This is a genomic window from Nocardia sp. NPDC056564 (genome assembly GCF_042793755.1).
Taxonomy (GTDB): Bacteria; Actinomycetota; Actinomycetes; order Mycobacteriales; family Mycobacteriaceae; genus Nocardia.
Genome location: NZ_JBHTUR010000004.1, coordinates 640,237 through 656,337, shown reverse-complemented (window position 1 = coordinate 656,337; position 16,101 = coordinate 640,237). Strand labels below are relative to the sequence as shown.

Annotated in this window: 12 protein-coding genes; all 12 read right to left on the bottom strand. The window is 67.4% G+C overall.

What is annotated here, in order from left to right:
* Window positions 1-15: 15 nt before the first annotated feature.
* Window positions 16-1,929 carry a long-chain-fatty-acid--AMP ligase FadD32 gene (gene fadD32, locus ACFQ9K_RS14305; protein WP_378723992.1) on the bottom strand — a complete coding sequence of 638 codons (1,914 nt, stop codon included), beginning with the start codon at window positions 1,927-1,929 and terminating at the stop codon, window positions 16-18.
* A 191-nt stretch (window positions 1,930-2,120) separates the two neighbouring features.
* Window positions 2,121-3,140, bottom strand: a complete 1,020-nt coding sequence (locus ACFQ9K_RS14300) for an LLM class F420-dependent oxidoreductase (RefSeq protein ID WP_378723991.1) — start codon at window positions 3,138-3,140, stop codon at window positions 2,121-2,123.
* A 269-nt stretch (window positions 3,141-3,409) separates the two neighbouring features.
* Entirely contained in the window at window positions 3,410-4,396 is a 987-nt protein-coding gene (locus ACFQ9K_RS14295; RefSeq protein WP_378723988.1) for a cutinase family protein, read from the bottom strand.
* The gene (locus ACFQ9K_RS14290) at window positions 4,393-4,929 is read right to left on the bottom strand and encodes a DUF732 domain-containing protein (protein ID WP_378723986.1); all 537 of its coding nucleotides are present in this window, start codon (window positions 4,927-4,929) and stop codon (window positions 4,393-4,395) included. Before ACFQ9K_RS14290 ends, ACFQ9K_RS14295 begins: the two co-directional genes overlap by 4 nt.
* A 264-nt stretch (window positions 4,930-5,193) precedes the next feature.
* Window positions 5,194-7,002 (bottom strand): alpha/beta hydrolase-fold protein, encoded by a 1,809-nt coding sequence (locus ACFQ9K_RS14285; RefSeq protein ID WP_378726612.1) that lies wholly within the window; start codon window positions 7,000-7,002, stop codon window positions 5,194-5,196.
* Window positions 7,003-7,271: 269 nt separating this feature from the next.
* On the bottom strand, window positions 7,272-8,306 hold the full coding sequence (locus ACFQ9K_RS14280) for an alpha/beta hydrolase (RefSeq protein ID WP_378726610.1): 1,035 nt from the start codon (window positions 8,304-8,306) through the stop codon (window positions 7,272-7,274).
* 328 nt (window positions 8,307-8,634) lie between these two features.
* Entirely contained in the window at window positions 8,635-9,642 is a 1,008-nt protein-coding gene (locus ACFQ9K_RS14275; protein WP_378726608.1) for an alpha/beta hydrolase, read from the bottom strand.
* 349 nt (window positions 9,643-9,991) lie between these two features.
* Window positions 9,992-11,053, bottom strand: a complete 1,062-nt coding sequence (locus ACFQ9K_RS14270) for an alpha/beta hydrolase (protein WP_378726606.1) — start codon at window positions 11,051-11,053, stop codon at window positions 9,992-9,994.
* A 299-nt stretch (window positions 11,054-11,352) separates the two neighbouring features.
* Entirely contained in the window at window positions 11,353-12,435 is a 1,083-nt protein-coding gene (locus tag ACFQ9K_RS14265) for an alpha/beta hydrolase (RefSeq protein ID WP_378717059.1), read from the bottom strand.
* Window positions 12,436-12,648: 213 nt separating this feature from the next.
* Window positions 12,649-14,613, bottom strand: a complete 1,965-nt coding sequence (zomB, locus tag ACFQ9K_RS14260; protein WP_378717058.1) for a flagellar motor control protein ZomB — start codon at window positions 14,611-14,613, stop codon at window positions 12,649-12,651.
* A gap of 4 nt (window positions 14,614-14,617) precedes the next feature.
* Window positions 14,618-15,544, bottom strand: a complete 927-nt coding sequence (locus ACFQ9K_RS14255) for a decaprenyl-phosphate phosphoribosyltransferase (protein WP_378717057.1) — start codon at window positions 15,542-15,544, stop codon at window positions 14,618-14,620.
* A 1-nt stretch (window position 15,545) separates the two neighbouring features.
* Complete coding sequence (locus ACFQ9K_RS14250) at window positions 15,546-16,097, bottom strand: phosphatase PAP2 family protein (protein ID WP_378717061.1); 552 nt, start codon at window positions 16,095-16,097, stop codon at window positions 15,546-15,548.
* Window positions 16,098-16,101 lie beyond the last annotated feature (4 nt).

Here is a 16,101-nt window from a genome sequence, read left to right as displayed (position 1 = left end):
GCCACCCCTGGGCAATTACTCTTCCGGTGCATCGGGGAACGCCTGCTGGGTGTAACCACCCCGCAGCGTGCCCTCGAGGTAGGCGGCCTTGCAGGCCCGCCGGGCGATCTTGCCGCTGGAGGTACGCGGGATGGAACCCGCGGGGACCAGCAGTACGTCTCGAACGGTCACACCGTGCCGCGAGGCCACCGCGGCCCGCACCTCGTCGGCGATCGGCAGCGGATCCGCCTTGCCCGCGCCCGGACCACGCTCGGCCACGATCACCAGCTGCTCGGAGGCGTCGTCGGCGTCGAACTTCAGGCCGGAATGGCTGCCCTGGTCGAAGACGAGCGCGGGCAGCTGGTTCGCGGGCACCGAGAACGCGGCGATGAAGCCGGGACGCAGCGCCTTCGAGGATTCCTGCGCGGAGAACTCGAGATCCTGCGGGTAGTGGTTGCGGCCGTCGACGATCACCAGGTCCTTCACCCGCCCGGTGATGTACAGCTCGCCGTCCAGGTACACGCCGTAGTCGCCGGTGCGCATCCAGTTGGCGTCGCGGTCGGTGCCCTCGGCGTGGCTGCCCTCGGCCAACCGGTGCGGCACCTTGTTGCGGAAGGTCGCCGACGTCTCGTCCGGGCGACCCCAGTAACCGATGCCCATGTTGTTGCCGTGCAACCAGATCTCGCCGACCCGGCCGTCGGGCTGCTCGTGCCCGCCGTCGTCCTCGACGGTCTCCGGATCGACGATCACGGCCCACTGGGACAGCGCGACGTAACCGCAGGAGACCTGCGCGATGGCGTTCTCCGAACCCTGCTCGACCTTGACCATCCGGCCTGCGTTGAGCTCGTTGCGATCGACGTAGACGACCTTGGCCTCGTCCTCGGCCTTGGTCGCCGAGACGAACAGCGTCGCCTCGGCCATGCCGTAGCACGGCTTGATCGCGGTCTTGGGCAGGCCGTACGGCGCGAACGCCTCGTTGAACTTCTTCATCGAGGTGGTCGTCACCGGCTCGCTGCCGTTGATCAGGCCGATCACGTTGGATAGATCGAGCGACTCGCCATTCTTCGGCAGGCCGCGCGCCGCGGCGTGCTCGAACGCGAAATTCGGTGCGGCGGCGAAGGTTCCGGCGCCGTCGGACTGCGCGGCGAGTTCCTTGATCCAGCGGTACGGGCGGCGCACGAACGCGCTCGGCGACATGATGGTGATGTACTTGCCGCCGACCGCGGGCAGGATCACCGTCAGCAGGCCCATGTCGTGGAACAGCGGCAGCCAGGTGACGCCGCGCGAGTTCCAGTCCAGGTTGATCGCGTCGACCATCTGCAGCAGGTTGGTGCCGACCGCGCGGTGGGTGATCTCCACGCCGGCCGGGGTCCGGGTCGAGCCCGAGGTGTACTGCAGGTAGGCGATGTCGTCGATGGCGATGTCCGGGCGCACCCAGCCCTCGCCGACGCTGTCCGGGATGGCGTCCACCGCGATGATGCGCGGACGCTGCGCCGCGGGCAGCGACCGGAAGAACTGCCGCACACCGGCCGCCGACGAACTGGCGGTCAGGATGGCGGCGGGCTCGCAGTCGGCGAGCACGGCGTGCAGGCGGTCGGTGTGACCTGGCTCGTCCGGGTCGAACAGCGGCACCGAGATGGTGCCGGCGTAGATCGCGGCGAAGAAGGAGATCACATAATCCAGGCCCTGCGGCGCGAGGATCGCGACCCGGTCACCCGGGTTGGTCACCTGCTGCAGTCGAGCGGCCACCGCGCGCAGCCGAATGCCGAACTCACGCCACGTCAGTTCCTGCGCCTCGCCATCACGCTCACGCGAGTAATCGATGTAGCGGTACGCCAGGGTGTTCGCGTCGTTCCGGGTGTGCTTCTCGACGTGATCGACCAGGGTGTGATCCTCGGGAATTCGGATGTTCCCGGTCTCGTCCAGGTAGTCGTCGAAAGTCTCTTCCATTCCTTCTTCTCCTCCGAGGCACACGCAGCAAGACGGCGACAACGCCGTAGTTACCTGTGAGGCCCCGACTCGCTTTCGCCCGCGGGTGGCTCCAAGTGCCCGAGTCAGCCTGCAGTTATTGGGCGGTCTGCGCGGTGACCGCTATCGGCTAGATGTACTCAAACCAGAGTCATGTTACAGAGAAGCCCGGCTCACTCGTCTCGCAGCAGGGGAATAACGGGGGCGAATGCGTCCATCTGGGTGGGAAACACCCCGACATACGACATCGAGGTGAGTTGGCGCACACGGCGGATCTGCTCGGCGATTTCCTCGAAGCTGCCGATGGCCACGTAGGGCGAGTTCAGGATGTCCTCGACCGAAAGCTTCACGTCGACTTCGAGATCCGGGTGCAGACCTCGTTCGATCGCGGAAAGCGCCATCTCCGCGGTCTTCTCGCGATCGTCGGTGATGACGATGGCGGTGATCGCCCAGTTGAGCTCGATGTCGGCGAACCGGTCGCCCGCGGCCTCGCGGATCAGGTTCACCTTCTCGATCGTCTTCTCCAGGGTGATCCCCGACAAGAGGCCTTTACCGTTCTTCGTGGTCACCGGCACGATCGAGATGATGTCGGCATGCTTGGCGGCCAGCCGCAGCATCTTCGGTCCGCCGCCACCGGTGCAGAGCGGCGGGCGCGGACCCTGCCGCGGCCGCGGCGTGCCCTTGATCCCGCGCACCTGGTAGTACTTGCCCTCGAAGGTGCACTCCTGGCCGCGCAGCAGCACGTCCAGGATGGTCAGCGTCTCGTCCAGCTTCTCCAGCCGGATGCCCGGGGTCTCGTAGGGCAGGCCGGCCGCGAGGAACTCGTCCTGCTTCCAGCCCGCGCCGACGCCGACCTCGAGCCTGCCCTTGGACAGCACGTCGATGGTGGCCAGGTCCTTGGCCAGCACCACGGGGTGCCGGAAACCGTTGGCCAGCACCGACGTTCCGAGCCGGATCTGCTCCGTGGCCTGGGTCAGCGCGCCGAGGGCCGCGATCGGGCCGATCTGATCACCGAGGTGATCCGGCACGAAGAAGGTGTCGAAGCCGTATTCCTCGGCCTGCTGCGCCGTCTGGATGAACTTGCGGGCGCCACCCTCTTGCTTGTTTCCCTCGCCCGCTGCCCCGAAGCGGAAGCTGCGCGGCGGCGTACCGAGCGCGGTCAACTCACCGGCTGGTGCGGCGGCTTCTGTCATGAACTCATGCTCCTGGCTGTAAGGAAATTCGGGCGCGACGGTGCAGGGCGGTCCTACCCCGAACGCGGAGTGAGTGTTACCTGCGTCGCGATCACCAGCGGCACTTTACAGCGTCCTGCCCAATGGGAGTCGCGCTTGTCGGAGCAGTACTAGGTGTACTGCGTGCCGACCCCGATATTGTCTGTGACTTCTCACGACTCCGCCTCGCTAGCGCTCGGCTCCGTCGTGCGAAGACGCGCTGTGTCAATGGTCCGCTCGCTGGCGCTCGCTCACGAATGTGCCGGATGCGGCGCCGATTCGATCAGCCCGTTCGCCCAGTTGACGGTCCACTGGGTGGAGGTCGCGCCGCTGTCCTCGACGACGAAACCGTTGTACAGCGCGTGCACCGGGTTGCCCGCCGCGCGCACCAGGGCACCGACGCTGCCCATGATGTTGAACGGGCTCAAGGCCTGCCGCGGCGCGTCGCAGATCAGATCGCCCTTGGCACAGATGGAGAAGGTGCGCGGGGCCAGCTCGCCGAAGCCGCCGGGCCGCGGACCGGTCATCGTGATGCCGGGAACGTTGAGGCCCTTGAGCGCGACCTCGGCGCCGACGCCCGGCGGCACCGCGCCGACCTGGACGGCCTCGCCGGGACCGGTGTCGCCGGTGCGCCTGCCGTCGGAAATCAGCGTCACGCCGAGCACCTTGTCCGCCGGCACCGGCCCCTTGCCCTGGCCGATATCGGAGGCCACGTCGCCCGCGATCACCGCGCCCTGCGAGAACCCGGCGATCACGTAGGTGGTCAGCGGACAGTCGCGGTGGCGCGCGGCCAGCGCGTCGACCATCCGCTGGGTGCCCTCCGAACGGCTGGCGTTGTACGACGCCTGACCGTCCGGCGGGAGCGCGACCGGATTGGAGAACTGCGCGACGTACGGGACGGTGTAGACGTCCAGCCGTTCCTTCGGGAACTGCTGCCCGACCGGGTTGGAGACGTTGAGCATCAACGACGCCGGGTTCGCCGTCGGATTGTGCGGGTCGTCATTGCTGTTGGACTCCCAGGTGCCCGGCACCGAGATCATCTGCACGTCCGGGCAATCCGCCGACTGCGAGGTCGGCTCCTTCGGCGGCTTCGGACCCGGCTTCGGCTGCTTCAGCAGACCCGCAAGCAGATACCACAGCAGCAACGCCACGATGATGATCAGCACCGGGATCCCGATCAGCAGGAGACAACCCGCCGGCCTCGACCGGCGAGTTCCCGAACCGCCCCTGGCGTTCACTTGCAGTAGTTCTGCTTAGCGGCGCTGATGTACACCTGCCCGGCCTTCTCCACCGGCATCTTGGCCGGGTCGAAGGACGGATCGGAACCGGCCATCGCGGTCACGAAGGTCATCAGATCCTGATCGGAGGCACCGGACGCGGTGCCCTGGCAGACATAGTTCGCCACGCTCAGCGCGATATCCGGGGTCGACGGGGTGACGCCCTGCTGCTTGAGCGAATCGAGGTACTTCTTGTCCTTGTCGGTGAGCTTCGAGGTGTCCGCGGGCGGCGGGGTGTCGATCGGCTGCGGCCGCTCGGGCGCCACCGTCTCGGCCGACGGCTGCTCGGGGGCCGGGGCCGGCGCGGGCGCCGGGGCCTGCTGGCCCGGATCGGCGCTGGTGCTGGACGCCGCGGGCGGCTGCGTCGCCGCCGTGGTGCGGGTCAGCGTCGGCGTGCTCGACGCGGTCGAGTCGTTGCCGCCACAGGCGGCGAGCAGGCCGGTCGCGGCGATCGCCACAACAACGCCGAATACCTTGCCACGGGTCCTCTGCATGAATTCTGTCCTCGATCTGTTCGCAAACGGGGGAGGTCGCCCCCCAACATAGCTGTGTTATTTGCCGCGCGGGCGCGGCGGGTTCGCGGCCCCCGGGTGTCTCGCGTCCGAGCGGTCGAGACTCGTGCCTGCGGCACATGCGCTTCGACCGCTCGGACGCGAGACGGGCCGCGAACGGGTCGCTCGTAAGACTCGCTCCGTTGGGGTTGGGCTGGGTGGTCAGTCTCGGCTTGGTGTTAGCCCGTGGTGAGAGTGATCAAACTATTACAGGCCGTGGACTTCTGGTTTGCCGTCCTTGATGACGATGAAGCCGGTTTGGAAGTTCTGCTGTACGCCGCCCGGGACCGGGAACTCGTCGCTGATCGGGTAGCCGAGCTTGCCGTTCTCGTAGCCGAGGACCTGCCAGGCGTCCATGATGGGGCCGTTCTTCACCGACCAGGTGCCGGACAGCGGGCTCCAGTAGATGTTGCCGCCCTCGAAGCGGCTGTAGCGGCCGAGGTCCTTGGCCGGCTGCTCCTCGACGGCGGGGAAGCCGAGGAAGCTGTTCTCGTAACCCATTTGGGCGTACTTGCCCAGGATCATGCCCTGGACTCGGTGCACGCCGGTCTTGGCGCTGTAGTAGAACGGGCCGTTCTCGAAGGACTGGACCGCGCCGTCCCGGTTGGGGGTCTTGACCTCGGGTGCTACCGGGTAGCCCGCGGGACCGCCCTCGTAGCCCTGCCTGCCCCACTCGTCGAGGATGGCGCCGCGCACGACCTGGGCGCCGGTCTGCGGGGTCCAGTAGAGCGAGCCGTTCTGGAAGGTCTGCATGCGGCCCTTGCCGTCGGGCAGCCCGCGTTCGTCACCGGTCGGCAGGCCGAGCGGTCCCGCGGCGCCCTGCGCGGCCTGGTATCCGCCGCCGATCATGCCGCCGACGGGATGCGCGCCACCGGCGGGGGTGAAGTAGACCCGGCCGGCCCGGAAGTCTTGCGCCACACCGCCGGCCACCGGGTATTCCCCGGACAGACAGTCGCCGAGCCAGTTGTTCGCGGCGGCCACGGTGGCGATCTGACCGCCGACGGTGCAGGCCGCCTTGCCCGCGTCGACCCCGAGCGCGGCCGCGGCCTGGGTCCAGGACTGGCGCATCTCGAAGTCCCAGTAGGGCCACGAGTGCGTCCCGGACGGGCGGTAGTTCACCTGCGCGGGGATGGCCAGCCTGCCGAGCTTGGTGACGAAGTTCTGCGAGGTGAGCCGGGACAGGATCTCCAGCCCCATGCCCGCGTAGTTGGTGCTGACCCCGGGGATGCCGGACGCCTGGTCGAACGGACCGGTGGCGCCGCTGCCACTGGAGACGTAGAGGGTGACCCCCTTCAACTTCTCCGCCAGCGTGTACGGGTCGTGCGCGGCCCATTCCGGGCTGGTCGGCGGGCCCCACATGGCGCCGGTGTCGAAGCCGCCCGCGTCGCGCATGGCGAACTGGATGGCCTGCGGCATGCCGATCGTGGTGGTGGTGAGGAAGCCGGAGTAGGACGCGGCGAACTTGGCGAAGCCGGGGTTGCGCGCGGCCAGGAACATGGCCGCCGTGCCGCCCATCGAAAGGCCCTCCAGGGCACGCACATCCGTGGCCCGCCAGTCGCTCTCTAGCAGCGGCGGCAGTTCCTTGGTCAGGAAGGTTTCCCACTTGTAGGTCTTGCCGTTATCCGGCTGGATCCAGTCGGAGTAGAAGCTGGACTGGCCGCCGATCGGCAGCACCACGGTGACATTCTTGTCGGCGAAGAAGTCGACCGCGCCTGCGTCCTTGGTCCAGCCGCTCTCGTCGTCTTGGGCGCGCAGGCCGTCGAGCATGTACAGCACCGGGAAGCGCGCGTCGGGACGGGTGGCCCAGTCCCGGGCGAGCAGCAGCTGCACCTGGATCGGGGTGGCCATGGACGGCGAATTGATCCACAGGGCAACCCGGCGGTCGGTCAGCCAGATCACCCGCTGGATGGTCGCCGGGGCGACGGCGGCCTCCGGCGCCACGGGCGGGGCAGGCTGCGCGGACGCCGGCGCGATGCCCGCGGCCAACGGGATCACCATGGCGGTGGCGAGCAGCATCAACCGCCCGCGAGTCGGACGAGCGCACCGACGCTCGCGTCTCCCCCATCTGCCGCGCCGAATCCCTGCCACAAGAGCTTTCTACTCCCGTGCGCGCCGTGTTCCGGGGAGGACACGCACGATTAGAAAATCGCCATGTTCGTTTTGCGAGCTCGCACAACGCATCCGGTGGTGGCCGCGCCCCCGGTGTCCGGCGAAACCGCCTGCCCCGAAACGCAACTCAGGCCGTACCCCGCGGGGTACGGCCTGAGTGTTGGGTCAAGCAGCGATCACCAGGCGCCGGTGGCGTCCAGGATGCCGTTGCGGGACTTGAACAGCTCGCCCTCCCAGTACTTCCAGGAGTGCGTGCCCTGGGCCGGGAAGTCGAACGTGGCCGGGATGCCGAGCGAGGCCAGGCGAGCCTGGAACGCGCGGGTGTTCACCAGCGAGAGCGCCTCGAGCGCCATCGCGTTGCCGGTGTTGAACACGCCGACGGCCGAGTTCGGGTTGTCGTACTGACCCGGCAGGCCGCTGGCCGCCGAGATGTACATCGGCAGACCCTTGAGCTGCGGCGCGAACACGAACGGGTCCATGCGCAGCCACGCGGGGCTCCACGGGGCGGCCATCGAGTCGACGTTGTAGCGTCCGGCGTCCAGCATCGCGACGCGGATCGCCTCACGCATGCCCGGCGCGGAGATGTTCAGGTAGCCCGAGTAGGAGGCGGCGTACTTGAACTGATCGCGGTGGTAGGCGGCCAGCGCCAGCGCGCCACTGCCACCCATCGAGAGACCGGCCACCGCGTTGTTGGTGCGCGAGACGCCGTAGCCCTCGAGGAAGGCCGGAAGTTCCTTGGTCAGGAAGGTTTCCCACTTGTAGGTGACCTTCTGGCCGTTCAGGTTGCTCGGCTGGTACCAGTCCGTGTAGAAGCTGGACTGACCACCGACCGGCATGACCAGGGTGATGTTGTCGCCGCCGAACTGCTGCAGCGCGTTCGTCTCGAACGACCAGGCGTTGCGATCGTCGCGCGCCCTGAGTCCGTCGAGCAGGTAGAGCGCCGCGTTGCCGCCGCGCGATGCCCACTGCACCTGAACCTTGATCGGCCCCATGCTGGACGGGACCATCAGATCTTCGAATCCACCTGCGGGGGCACGCAATACCGGAGCGTGCACCGGCGCCGCGGTGGCGATCGGGGCAGCCACACCGGCGGCGATCGGTAGCGCCAACGCAGCGGCTCCGACAGCCAGAATTCGATTACGCCAACCACGAGGTGCGCCTCGCCGTCCCGATTTCGTTCTCATCGGCGCGGCCGCCCTGCCGAAACGCATGAATCCTGCTCTCTTTCTGCTTTTCTGCCTGTTGTGGTGCGGTCGGCGACCCGCGAGGGGCGCAACCACACCAGTGCTGCCAACGAGTCGCACACCGCCGCGCACCGGACCCCGACATTCCGGCGCAGACGACTGCGAAACAACGATCTGGTCACACTTGCGCTCGCTGGACGATATTCGACACCCGTGGCCTTAGCAAGACCGAGGCAACCTGGTGGCCGAAATCCGCCCGTACGCAATCTGTGATGGTGCGGTGACCCTATCGCGTTCCCCCGGTGATTGTCGTGCCGGAGCACCAAATTTTCACCTGATGGCGGGAAGTGTCAGCTCAACCTAAATGGGCGCTGAGGTCGGGCAGCATCTGGAACACCTGGTCCTGCCAGTAGTTCCAGCTGTGCACGCCGACCGGAGTGTAGACGAACACCGAGTTGCTCGGTCCCAGACTGTTAATCCGAGCTTCAAAGCTGCGGGTGTTGGCGAGCGCGATCGTTTCCAGCGCCATCGCGTTGCCGAGGTGGTACACGTCGATCGGACTGTTGATCACGTCACGCGGCCCGTTCAGCCCGTTGCCGGAGGCGATCCACAGCCGAGTTCCATTGTCGCGCAACAGCGGCGCGAACATGAACGGATCGTTGCGCAACCAGCGCGGGTCCCATGGCGGACCCCACATCGCGTCGATGTTGAATCCGCCCGCGTCCAGCATGGCCAGCCGCAGCCCCTCCTTCATGGCGGGCGCGGAGATGTTCAGGTAGCCGGAATACGAACCCGCGTAACGGAACTGGTCCGGATGGTAGGCGGCCAAGGCGAGCGCCGCGCTGCCGCCCATGGACAGGCCGAACACGCCGTTGCCGCGCGGATTGAAACCGAGCCGGTCGCGCAACGCCCAGCGCAGGTTCTCGGTGAGAAAGCTCTCCCAGGCATAAGGCTGCTGCTGGCCGTTGGTATTGCTCGGCGCGACCCAGTCCGAATAGAAGCTGGACTGCCCGCCGACCGGCATCACCACATTGATGTTCCAGCGCGGGAGCACCCTGGAGATGTCGGTGTCGACCTCCCAGCCGCTCAGATCGTTGCGGGCGCGCAGCCCGTCCAGCGCGTAGACCACGCGCCGGGTGTTGCCGTCCAGGGCACGGAAGATCCTGGTCTTGATCGGGCCCATGCTGGAGTCGACCCAGAAATCGTGCCCGCTCGGGTCGAAGCCGGCCCGCGCCGGTGCGGCGAGGGCGCCGAGCGGCAGCACGAGCGCGAGCGCCAACCCCGCGACCGAGCGCCGCAGCCAGCGGCGCTGCCTCGCTTCCGGACCACCGGCAACCGTTCCGCTTACTCCGTCTGATCGCATCGCTTCGACCTTTCGCCCGGGCGATCGCCGTTGATCGCCACCGTGGAGCAGGTAGATCGACACTCGGGCATCGAACGCTTCCTGGGCGAAGTCGTCGGGCCTATCGCTCTTCTATAAGCACTTATTCGAGCAATAGCCGTCGGAAAACGCGGCGCGATGCCGGATCGTGACGAACAACCAGCGATTTACCGCAGCCGAGTTCCAGTCGAACGACAACACCGCGACAAGATCGCGATTCGTTCGCCAGCGATCAACCAGACAATCATCGCGCGGATATCCGCGGACCGGGTGAAAACAACAAACCGCCCGGCGCATGGAAGCGCCGGGCGGTCGGTGTACGACGAATTCGTCAGCCGATATTGGCGGACATGTCCGGAATCATCCGGTAGGCCTCGTCGGTCCAGTTGTTCCACGCGTGAATACCGTAGGCCGGGTAGGAGTAGACGGCATTGCCGCCGCCCAGCGTCGACATCCGCACGTTGAACGCGCGGGTGTTGGCCAGCGCCAGCGCCTCCAGGCCCATGCCGTTCAACGTGTTGAAGCTGGGGCCGTCGTTGGCCGTCGGCAGGCCGCTGGCCGCGGCGATCCACAGGCGGGTGCCGTTGCGCACCAGGTTCGGCGCGAAGACGAACGGATCCATGCGCAGCCACTGCGGGCCCCACGGCGGCGCCATCGAGTCGACGTTGTAGCCGCCGGCGTCCAGCATGGCGATGCGGATCGCCTCGCGCATGCCCGGCGCGGAGATGTTCAGGTAGCCGGAGTACGAGCCGGCGAAGCTGAACTGGTCCGGGTGGTAGGCGGCCAGGGTGAGCGCCGCGCTGCCACCCATGGACAGGCCGAACACGCCGTTGCGGTTCGGGTTGAAGCCGAGCCGCTCCTGCAGCGCGTTGCGCAGGTCGCGGGTCAGGAAGGTCTCCCACTGGTAGCGGTAGCTCTTGCCCGGGCCCGCGGCCAGGATGTTCAGCGCGCCGGAACCGGAGGACGAGCCGGTGCCCGCCGGGATGCCGGCCAGCTCGCTCGGCGCGTTCCAGTCGGCGTAGAAGCTGGACATGCCGCCGACCGGCATGACCACGTTGATGTTGGCGTCGGCCAGGACCGCGGGAACGTTGGTCTCGATCTCCCAGCCGTTCAGCGTCTCCGGCGCGCGCATGCCGTCGAGCACGTAGGCGACCCGGTTGGTGTTGCCGTCCCTGGCGCGCAGCACGCGGGTCTTGATCGGGCCCATGCCGGAATCGACCCAGAAGTCGAACGCGCCGGGGTCCATGCCCGCCGATGCGATGGCACCACTGCCTGCTGCCGCGACACCGAAGGGCAGCAATAGAGCCACAGCGACCCCGAGTGCGGACCGCTTCACCCACGAACCAGTCGCTCCGGACGTACCGGATCTACCTTTCCAGCGGGCAATTCGCATCTAACTCGACCTTTCGTTCGGGCGGCCGGGGGGCAAACAGCTAGCGATCTCTACCGGCCCCCTCTGCGGACACCGAGTGCCGCCGTCCACCGAAACCGGACGAATCGACCTCTGTGCATGTTCTTCGTGTATCAATCGGCATCGGAAGCTTATATGTTGCTGGAAAGTGACTCATGCCACAACTCGCCCGCCGCTACCCCTTCTCATTCGTTACCGAACACCGTTTGGACGCCTGACAGACGAAAAGACCGCCCGGCGCACTCGGCGCCGGGCGGTCCGTCGAACCGTTTACCCGTGCATCACCCGATATTGGCGGACATGTCCGGGATCATTCGATAGACCTCGTCGGCCCAGTAGGTCCAGTTGTGCACACCGACGGCCGGGAAGTCGTAGGTGGCGTTCCCGGCGCCCAGCGTGGCCATCCGGACCTGGAACGCGCGGGTGTTGGCCAGCGCCAGCGCCTCCAGCCCCATCGCGTTGACGGTGTTGAAGCTCAGGCCGTCCGCGCCGCTGGGCAGGCCGCTGCCCGCCGAGACCCACAGCCGGGTGTTGTTGGCCTTCAACCGCGGCGCGAAGACGAACGGATCCATCCGCAGCCACTGCGGCCCCCACGGCGGGGCCATCGCGTCGATATTGAAGCCGCCCGCGTCCAGCATGGCCACCCGCAGCGCCTCGCGCATGCCCGGCGCCGAGATGTTCAGGTAGCCGGAATACGAACCGGCGTAACGGAACTGGTCCGGATGGTAGGCGGCCAGGGTGAGCGCGGCGCTACCGCCCATGGACAGGCCGAACACGGCATTGCCGTTCGGATTGAAGCCGAGGCGATCCCGCAGCGCGTAGCGCAGGTTCTGGGTGAGGAAGGTTTCCCACTTGTAGGTATTGGACTTGCCCATGCCCGCGGAGCCGGACAGCAGGCCGGAGCCGGAGTTGGCGGAGCCGGTGGACGACGAACCCGCGCTGCCGAGCCCGAAGAAGTTGCTCGGCCCGGTCCAGTCGGCGTAGAAGCTCGACGGACCGCCGACCGGCATGACCACGTTCATGTTCCACTTGGTCAGCTCGCGCACGACCTCGGTGTCGATCTCCCAGCCGTTCAGATCCGGCCGGGCCCGCATGCCGTCCAGCGCGTAGACCACGCGACCGGTGTTTCCGTCGGCAGCGCGGAACACCCGGTTCTTGATCGGCCCCATCTCCGAGTCGACCCAGAAATCGAAGCCGTCGGGATTGAATGCCGCCGACGCCGGTCCGGCCGGGCCTGCCACCGACACCCCGAGCGGCAGCAGAATCGCCATCGATACCAGCGCCGAACGCTTCAGCCACGATCCGGCTCTTCGAGTATTCAGACGCCCGAACACGCCTCGCATCAGTTTCGACCTCTCGTTCATGCAACGGCATCGACCGTTGTCTAACGATGACCCGCCGATGCCTACCTAGTTGACGTCATGACGGGCGTTCTTTCGCAGCCTAGCGCGTCATCGTGACAGTGGCGTTATCGAACCGAGACAGAGGGGTGTACGCCAATTTTGTGAAACCTGCCCAATGCACCACCGGGTCCCCCTGTGAAGGGGGACCCGGTGTGGCTGTTGATCTTTGCCGCGCTAGCGCGGCGCCGGTGCGGGCTTGGGGAACGGATCCACCAGGCCGCAGCGTTCGATCTCGTACTTGGGCACCCGGTCGATCCGGTACTTGGCGAAGGTCAGCGCGTGCTTCAGGTTGTGCCGGAAACGCTCGAAGGTGAGCGGGTCGCGGTAGGAGATCTGCAGCGCCTCGGTGGCCGGGCAGGACATCGCGGTGCGCGCCTGGGTCACCCACTTCTCGTCCAGGTACCAGGGCATCCACGGCTTCTTGTCCACCATGCCGGTGTCCACGATGACCCAGTCCGGGTAGAGCGCCTTGTCGTGCCCGATCCGGCCGTCGGTGAGCCGCTCGGTGTGCGCGGCGAGCGGATAGGCCAGGCCCATCTGGTCGATGACGCGCACGTTCAGCGGAACGTTCATGCTGGTCATGCCGAGGTTGAGGAAGTAGACCGTGTGCCCGGCGCCGCCCGCCGGAATCGGTTGCGGCGGCGGCGCGATGTACCAGAACATGAACGACGGCGAGTTCAGCAGCAGGCCGCCGTTCGGCGTCTCGGCGATGTTGTCCACCATCGGCCGGATGCGCGGGTAGTCGAGGTAGTCCTCGGCCAGGATCGGATGATCGTGGCCGGTGTTGAGCACGTAGTAGACCCGCTCGTCGACGATGCCGGTCGAGGTGATCTTGGTGCCGGACTTGATCGCGGTGGTGTTCGCGGCGAACAGCGCCCAGCCCGCGGTGCCGAGCAGCGCGAACAGCACCACGGCGAACGACCAGTCGGCGGCGGTCGCGGAGCGGAACCCGCCGGCGGGCAGCCGGATCGGCACCACGGCGACGGGCAGCAGCAGGAGGAACAACTGCGCCAGCAGCATTCGGCCGTGCATGAAGTCGCCGCCGACGCGCAGCGCGTAGACGGTGAGGATGAATCCGCTCAGCAGCACCAGCGTGACCACCGCGGCGGGCGAGCGCAGCCACTCGCGGATCCGGCGCGCGTTCCAGCGGGACTGTTCTTCCGCGGCGGCGTGCCGCCCGGCCGGATCCGCGTCCGCCGCAGGCTTACCGCGCGCCGCGACGACCCCGGCGACGAGCAGCACGAGCAGCGGCACCCACAGGTAGTACGGCCCGACCAGATCCCAGAGATAGATGAAGCCCTGATGCCACTTGGCCCCGCCCGCGTCCTTGGCGACCGCGGTGTTCGGGTAGGGCAGGCCGTAGTAGCCCATCCGCCAGATCTGGTAACCCATCGGCACCAGACCGGCGGCCGCGATGATCAAGGCGCGCAACCCGATCGGGCGCAGCTTCGATTCCGGCATCGGCGCGATCACGATCATCAGCAGCGCGAGGCCGCCGACCAGCGTCATCTCCGGCCGGATCAGCGGGGCCAGTCCGGCCAGGAACACCAGGCCGAACAGCCCGGGTAACCGGACCCGCTCGGCCTGGCTCCAGCGGATCAGCTGCCACCACAGCAGGCCCAGCCAGCAGATCACCAGGCAGCTCTCCAGCCCCGAGGTGACATAGTCGCGGGCCGGCGGAATGGCGATATAGACCAGCATTCCGGCGGGCAGCAGCAGCGCCGACTTCGGGCCGCCCCACAGCCGGCTCGCGCCGAGCATGGCGAACACGACCGCGGCCAGCGACAGCGTGAACGCGATGCCGAGCACCACGTACTCCAGTCGCGCCTGGGTCAGCCAGCTGAAGAACCAGACGATGTAGGTCCACGCGGTGCTGGTGTTGGTCTCGACCCGCTCGCCCTCGTTGAACACGGGCCCGTTCCCTGCCAGCAGGTTGCGCACGGTGCGCAGCACGATCAGTCCGTCGTCGGCGATCCAGCGGCGCTGCCAGCCGCCGACGGCGAAAAGGACCACGGTGAGCGCGATCCCACCGACGAACGTGGCGCGGGATAGCAGGGCGTACCGCGACACCGAGCGGGCCGGCTGCACGGCCGGCCCCTCGTTCGCGTACTCCGCTTGATCCACTCCCGCTACCAACATCTCGTCAGGTGAGATAGACAGCGACACCTACCGCTCCGATCCAGGCGATTGCGAGGAACTGAAGGACTCGGTCCCCCAGTGCGATCTCTTCGGGTTCACCGGCCTCGCCGCCATCGACGTCGACCGCGTAACGCAGGATTGCGATGGTAAACGGAATCATCGAGATTGCGAACCAGTTGGTGTCTTTCAGGTTGTCCTGCTGGAACGCCCACAGACCGTAGAACACCACGACGGCGGTGGCCGCGAGGGTCCAGATGAACCGCAGGTAGGTCGGCGTGTAGTACTCGAGCGACTTGCGGATCTTGGCGCCCGTGCTCACCGCGATCTGCAATTCGGCGTAGCGCTTGCCCGCGGCCATGAACAGCGAGCCGAACGCCATGATCAGCAGGAACCACTGCGACAGAACGATGTTCGCGGCCGCGCCACCGGCCACCGCGCGCAGCAGGAAGCCGGAGGACACGATGCAGATGTCGAGCACCGCCTGGTGCTTGAGCCCGAAGCAGTAGGCCAGCTGGATGCCGATGTAGATCGCCATCACCACGGCCAGGTGCCAGGACGCCAGGAACGACCCGGCGACCGACGCGACGAGCAGCGCGATCGACAACGTGTAGGCCAGGTTGACCGGGACGACGCCGGCCGCGATCGGCCGGAATCGCTTGGTCGGGTGCGCCCGGTCCGCCTCCACGTCGAGGGCGTCGTTGACCAGGTAGATGCCGGAGGCCGCCAAACAGAACACCACGAAGGCGATCCCGACATGACCGAGCACGTCGAGCTCGTTGGCCGTGCCTGCGGCCAGCGGAGCGGCGAGCACCAGGACGTTCTTGACCCACTGCCGCGGCCGGACGGCCTTGATCAGCCCGCCGACCAACGTCTTCGGCGGCCCTTTGACAACCGCCTCAGCTAGGTCGGCACCAGTCGGCTCTTCGCTCATGTCAACCAAGGCTCTTTCTGTGGCGGTCATCGAGTCTCTTTTCGGTGGCAAGCACAACGGCGGCGGACGCGGCACCGAGCGCCGAACCAGCGAGCACATCGGAGGGATAGTGCACCCCGAGTACGACCCGGGAAAGCAGCATCGGTGGGACGAGCACCGCAGGCAAGGGTAGCCCGGTCAATCTGCCGAGCAACACCGCCGCCGCGGTGGTCGACGTCGCGTGCGAGGACGGGAAGCTCAGCTTGCTCGGCGTCGACACGTTGACCTGCACCGACGGATCGTTGGGGCGGGGCCGCCGGACGATCCGCTTGATCACGATGGATGCCGCGTGCGCGCCGACCGCGCCGACCGCCACACCGGCCCACTGCCTGCGCCGCGGCTTGTCCACCAGCCAGCCCGCCGCGGCGATGCCGACCCAGCCGAGCGCGTGCTCGCCGAAATGCGACATGCCGCGCGCCGCCTTGATCACCTCCGGGGTGGCGATCCGGGTCTGCACCGCGTTGATGATCTTCACCTCGGCCGGCGCGGGCTCGGTCGACGGCACCGCGGACACCGGT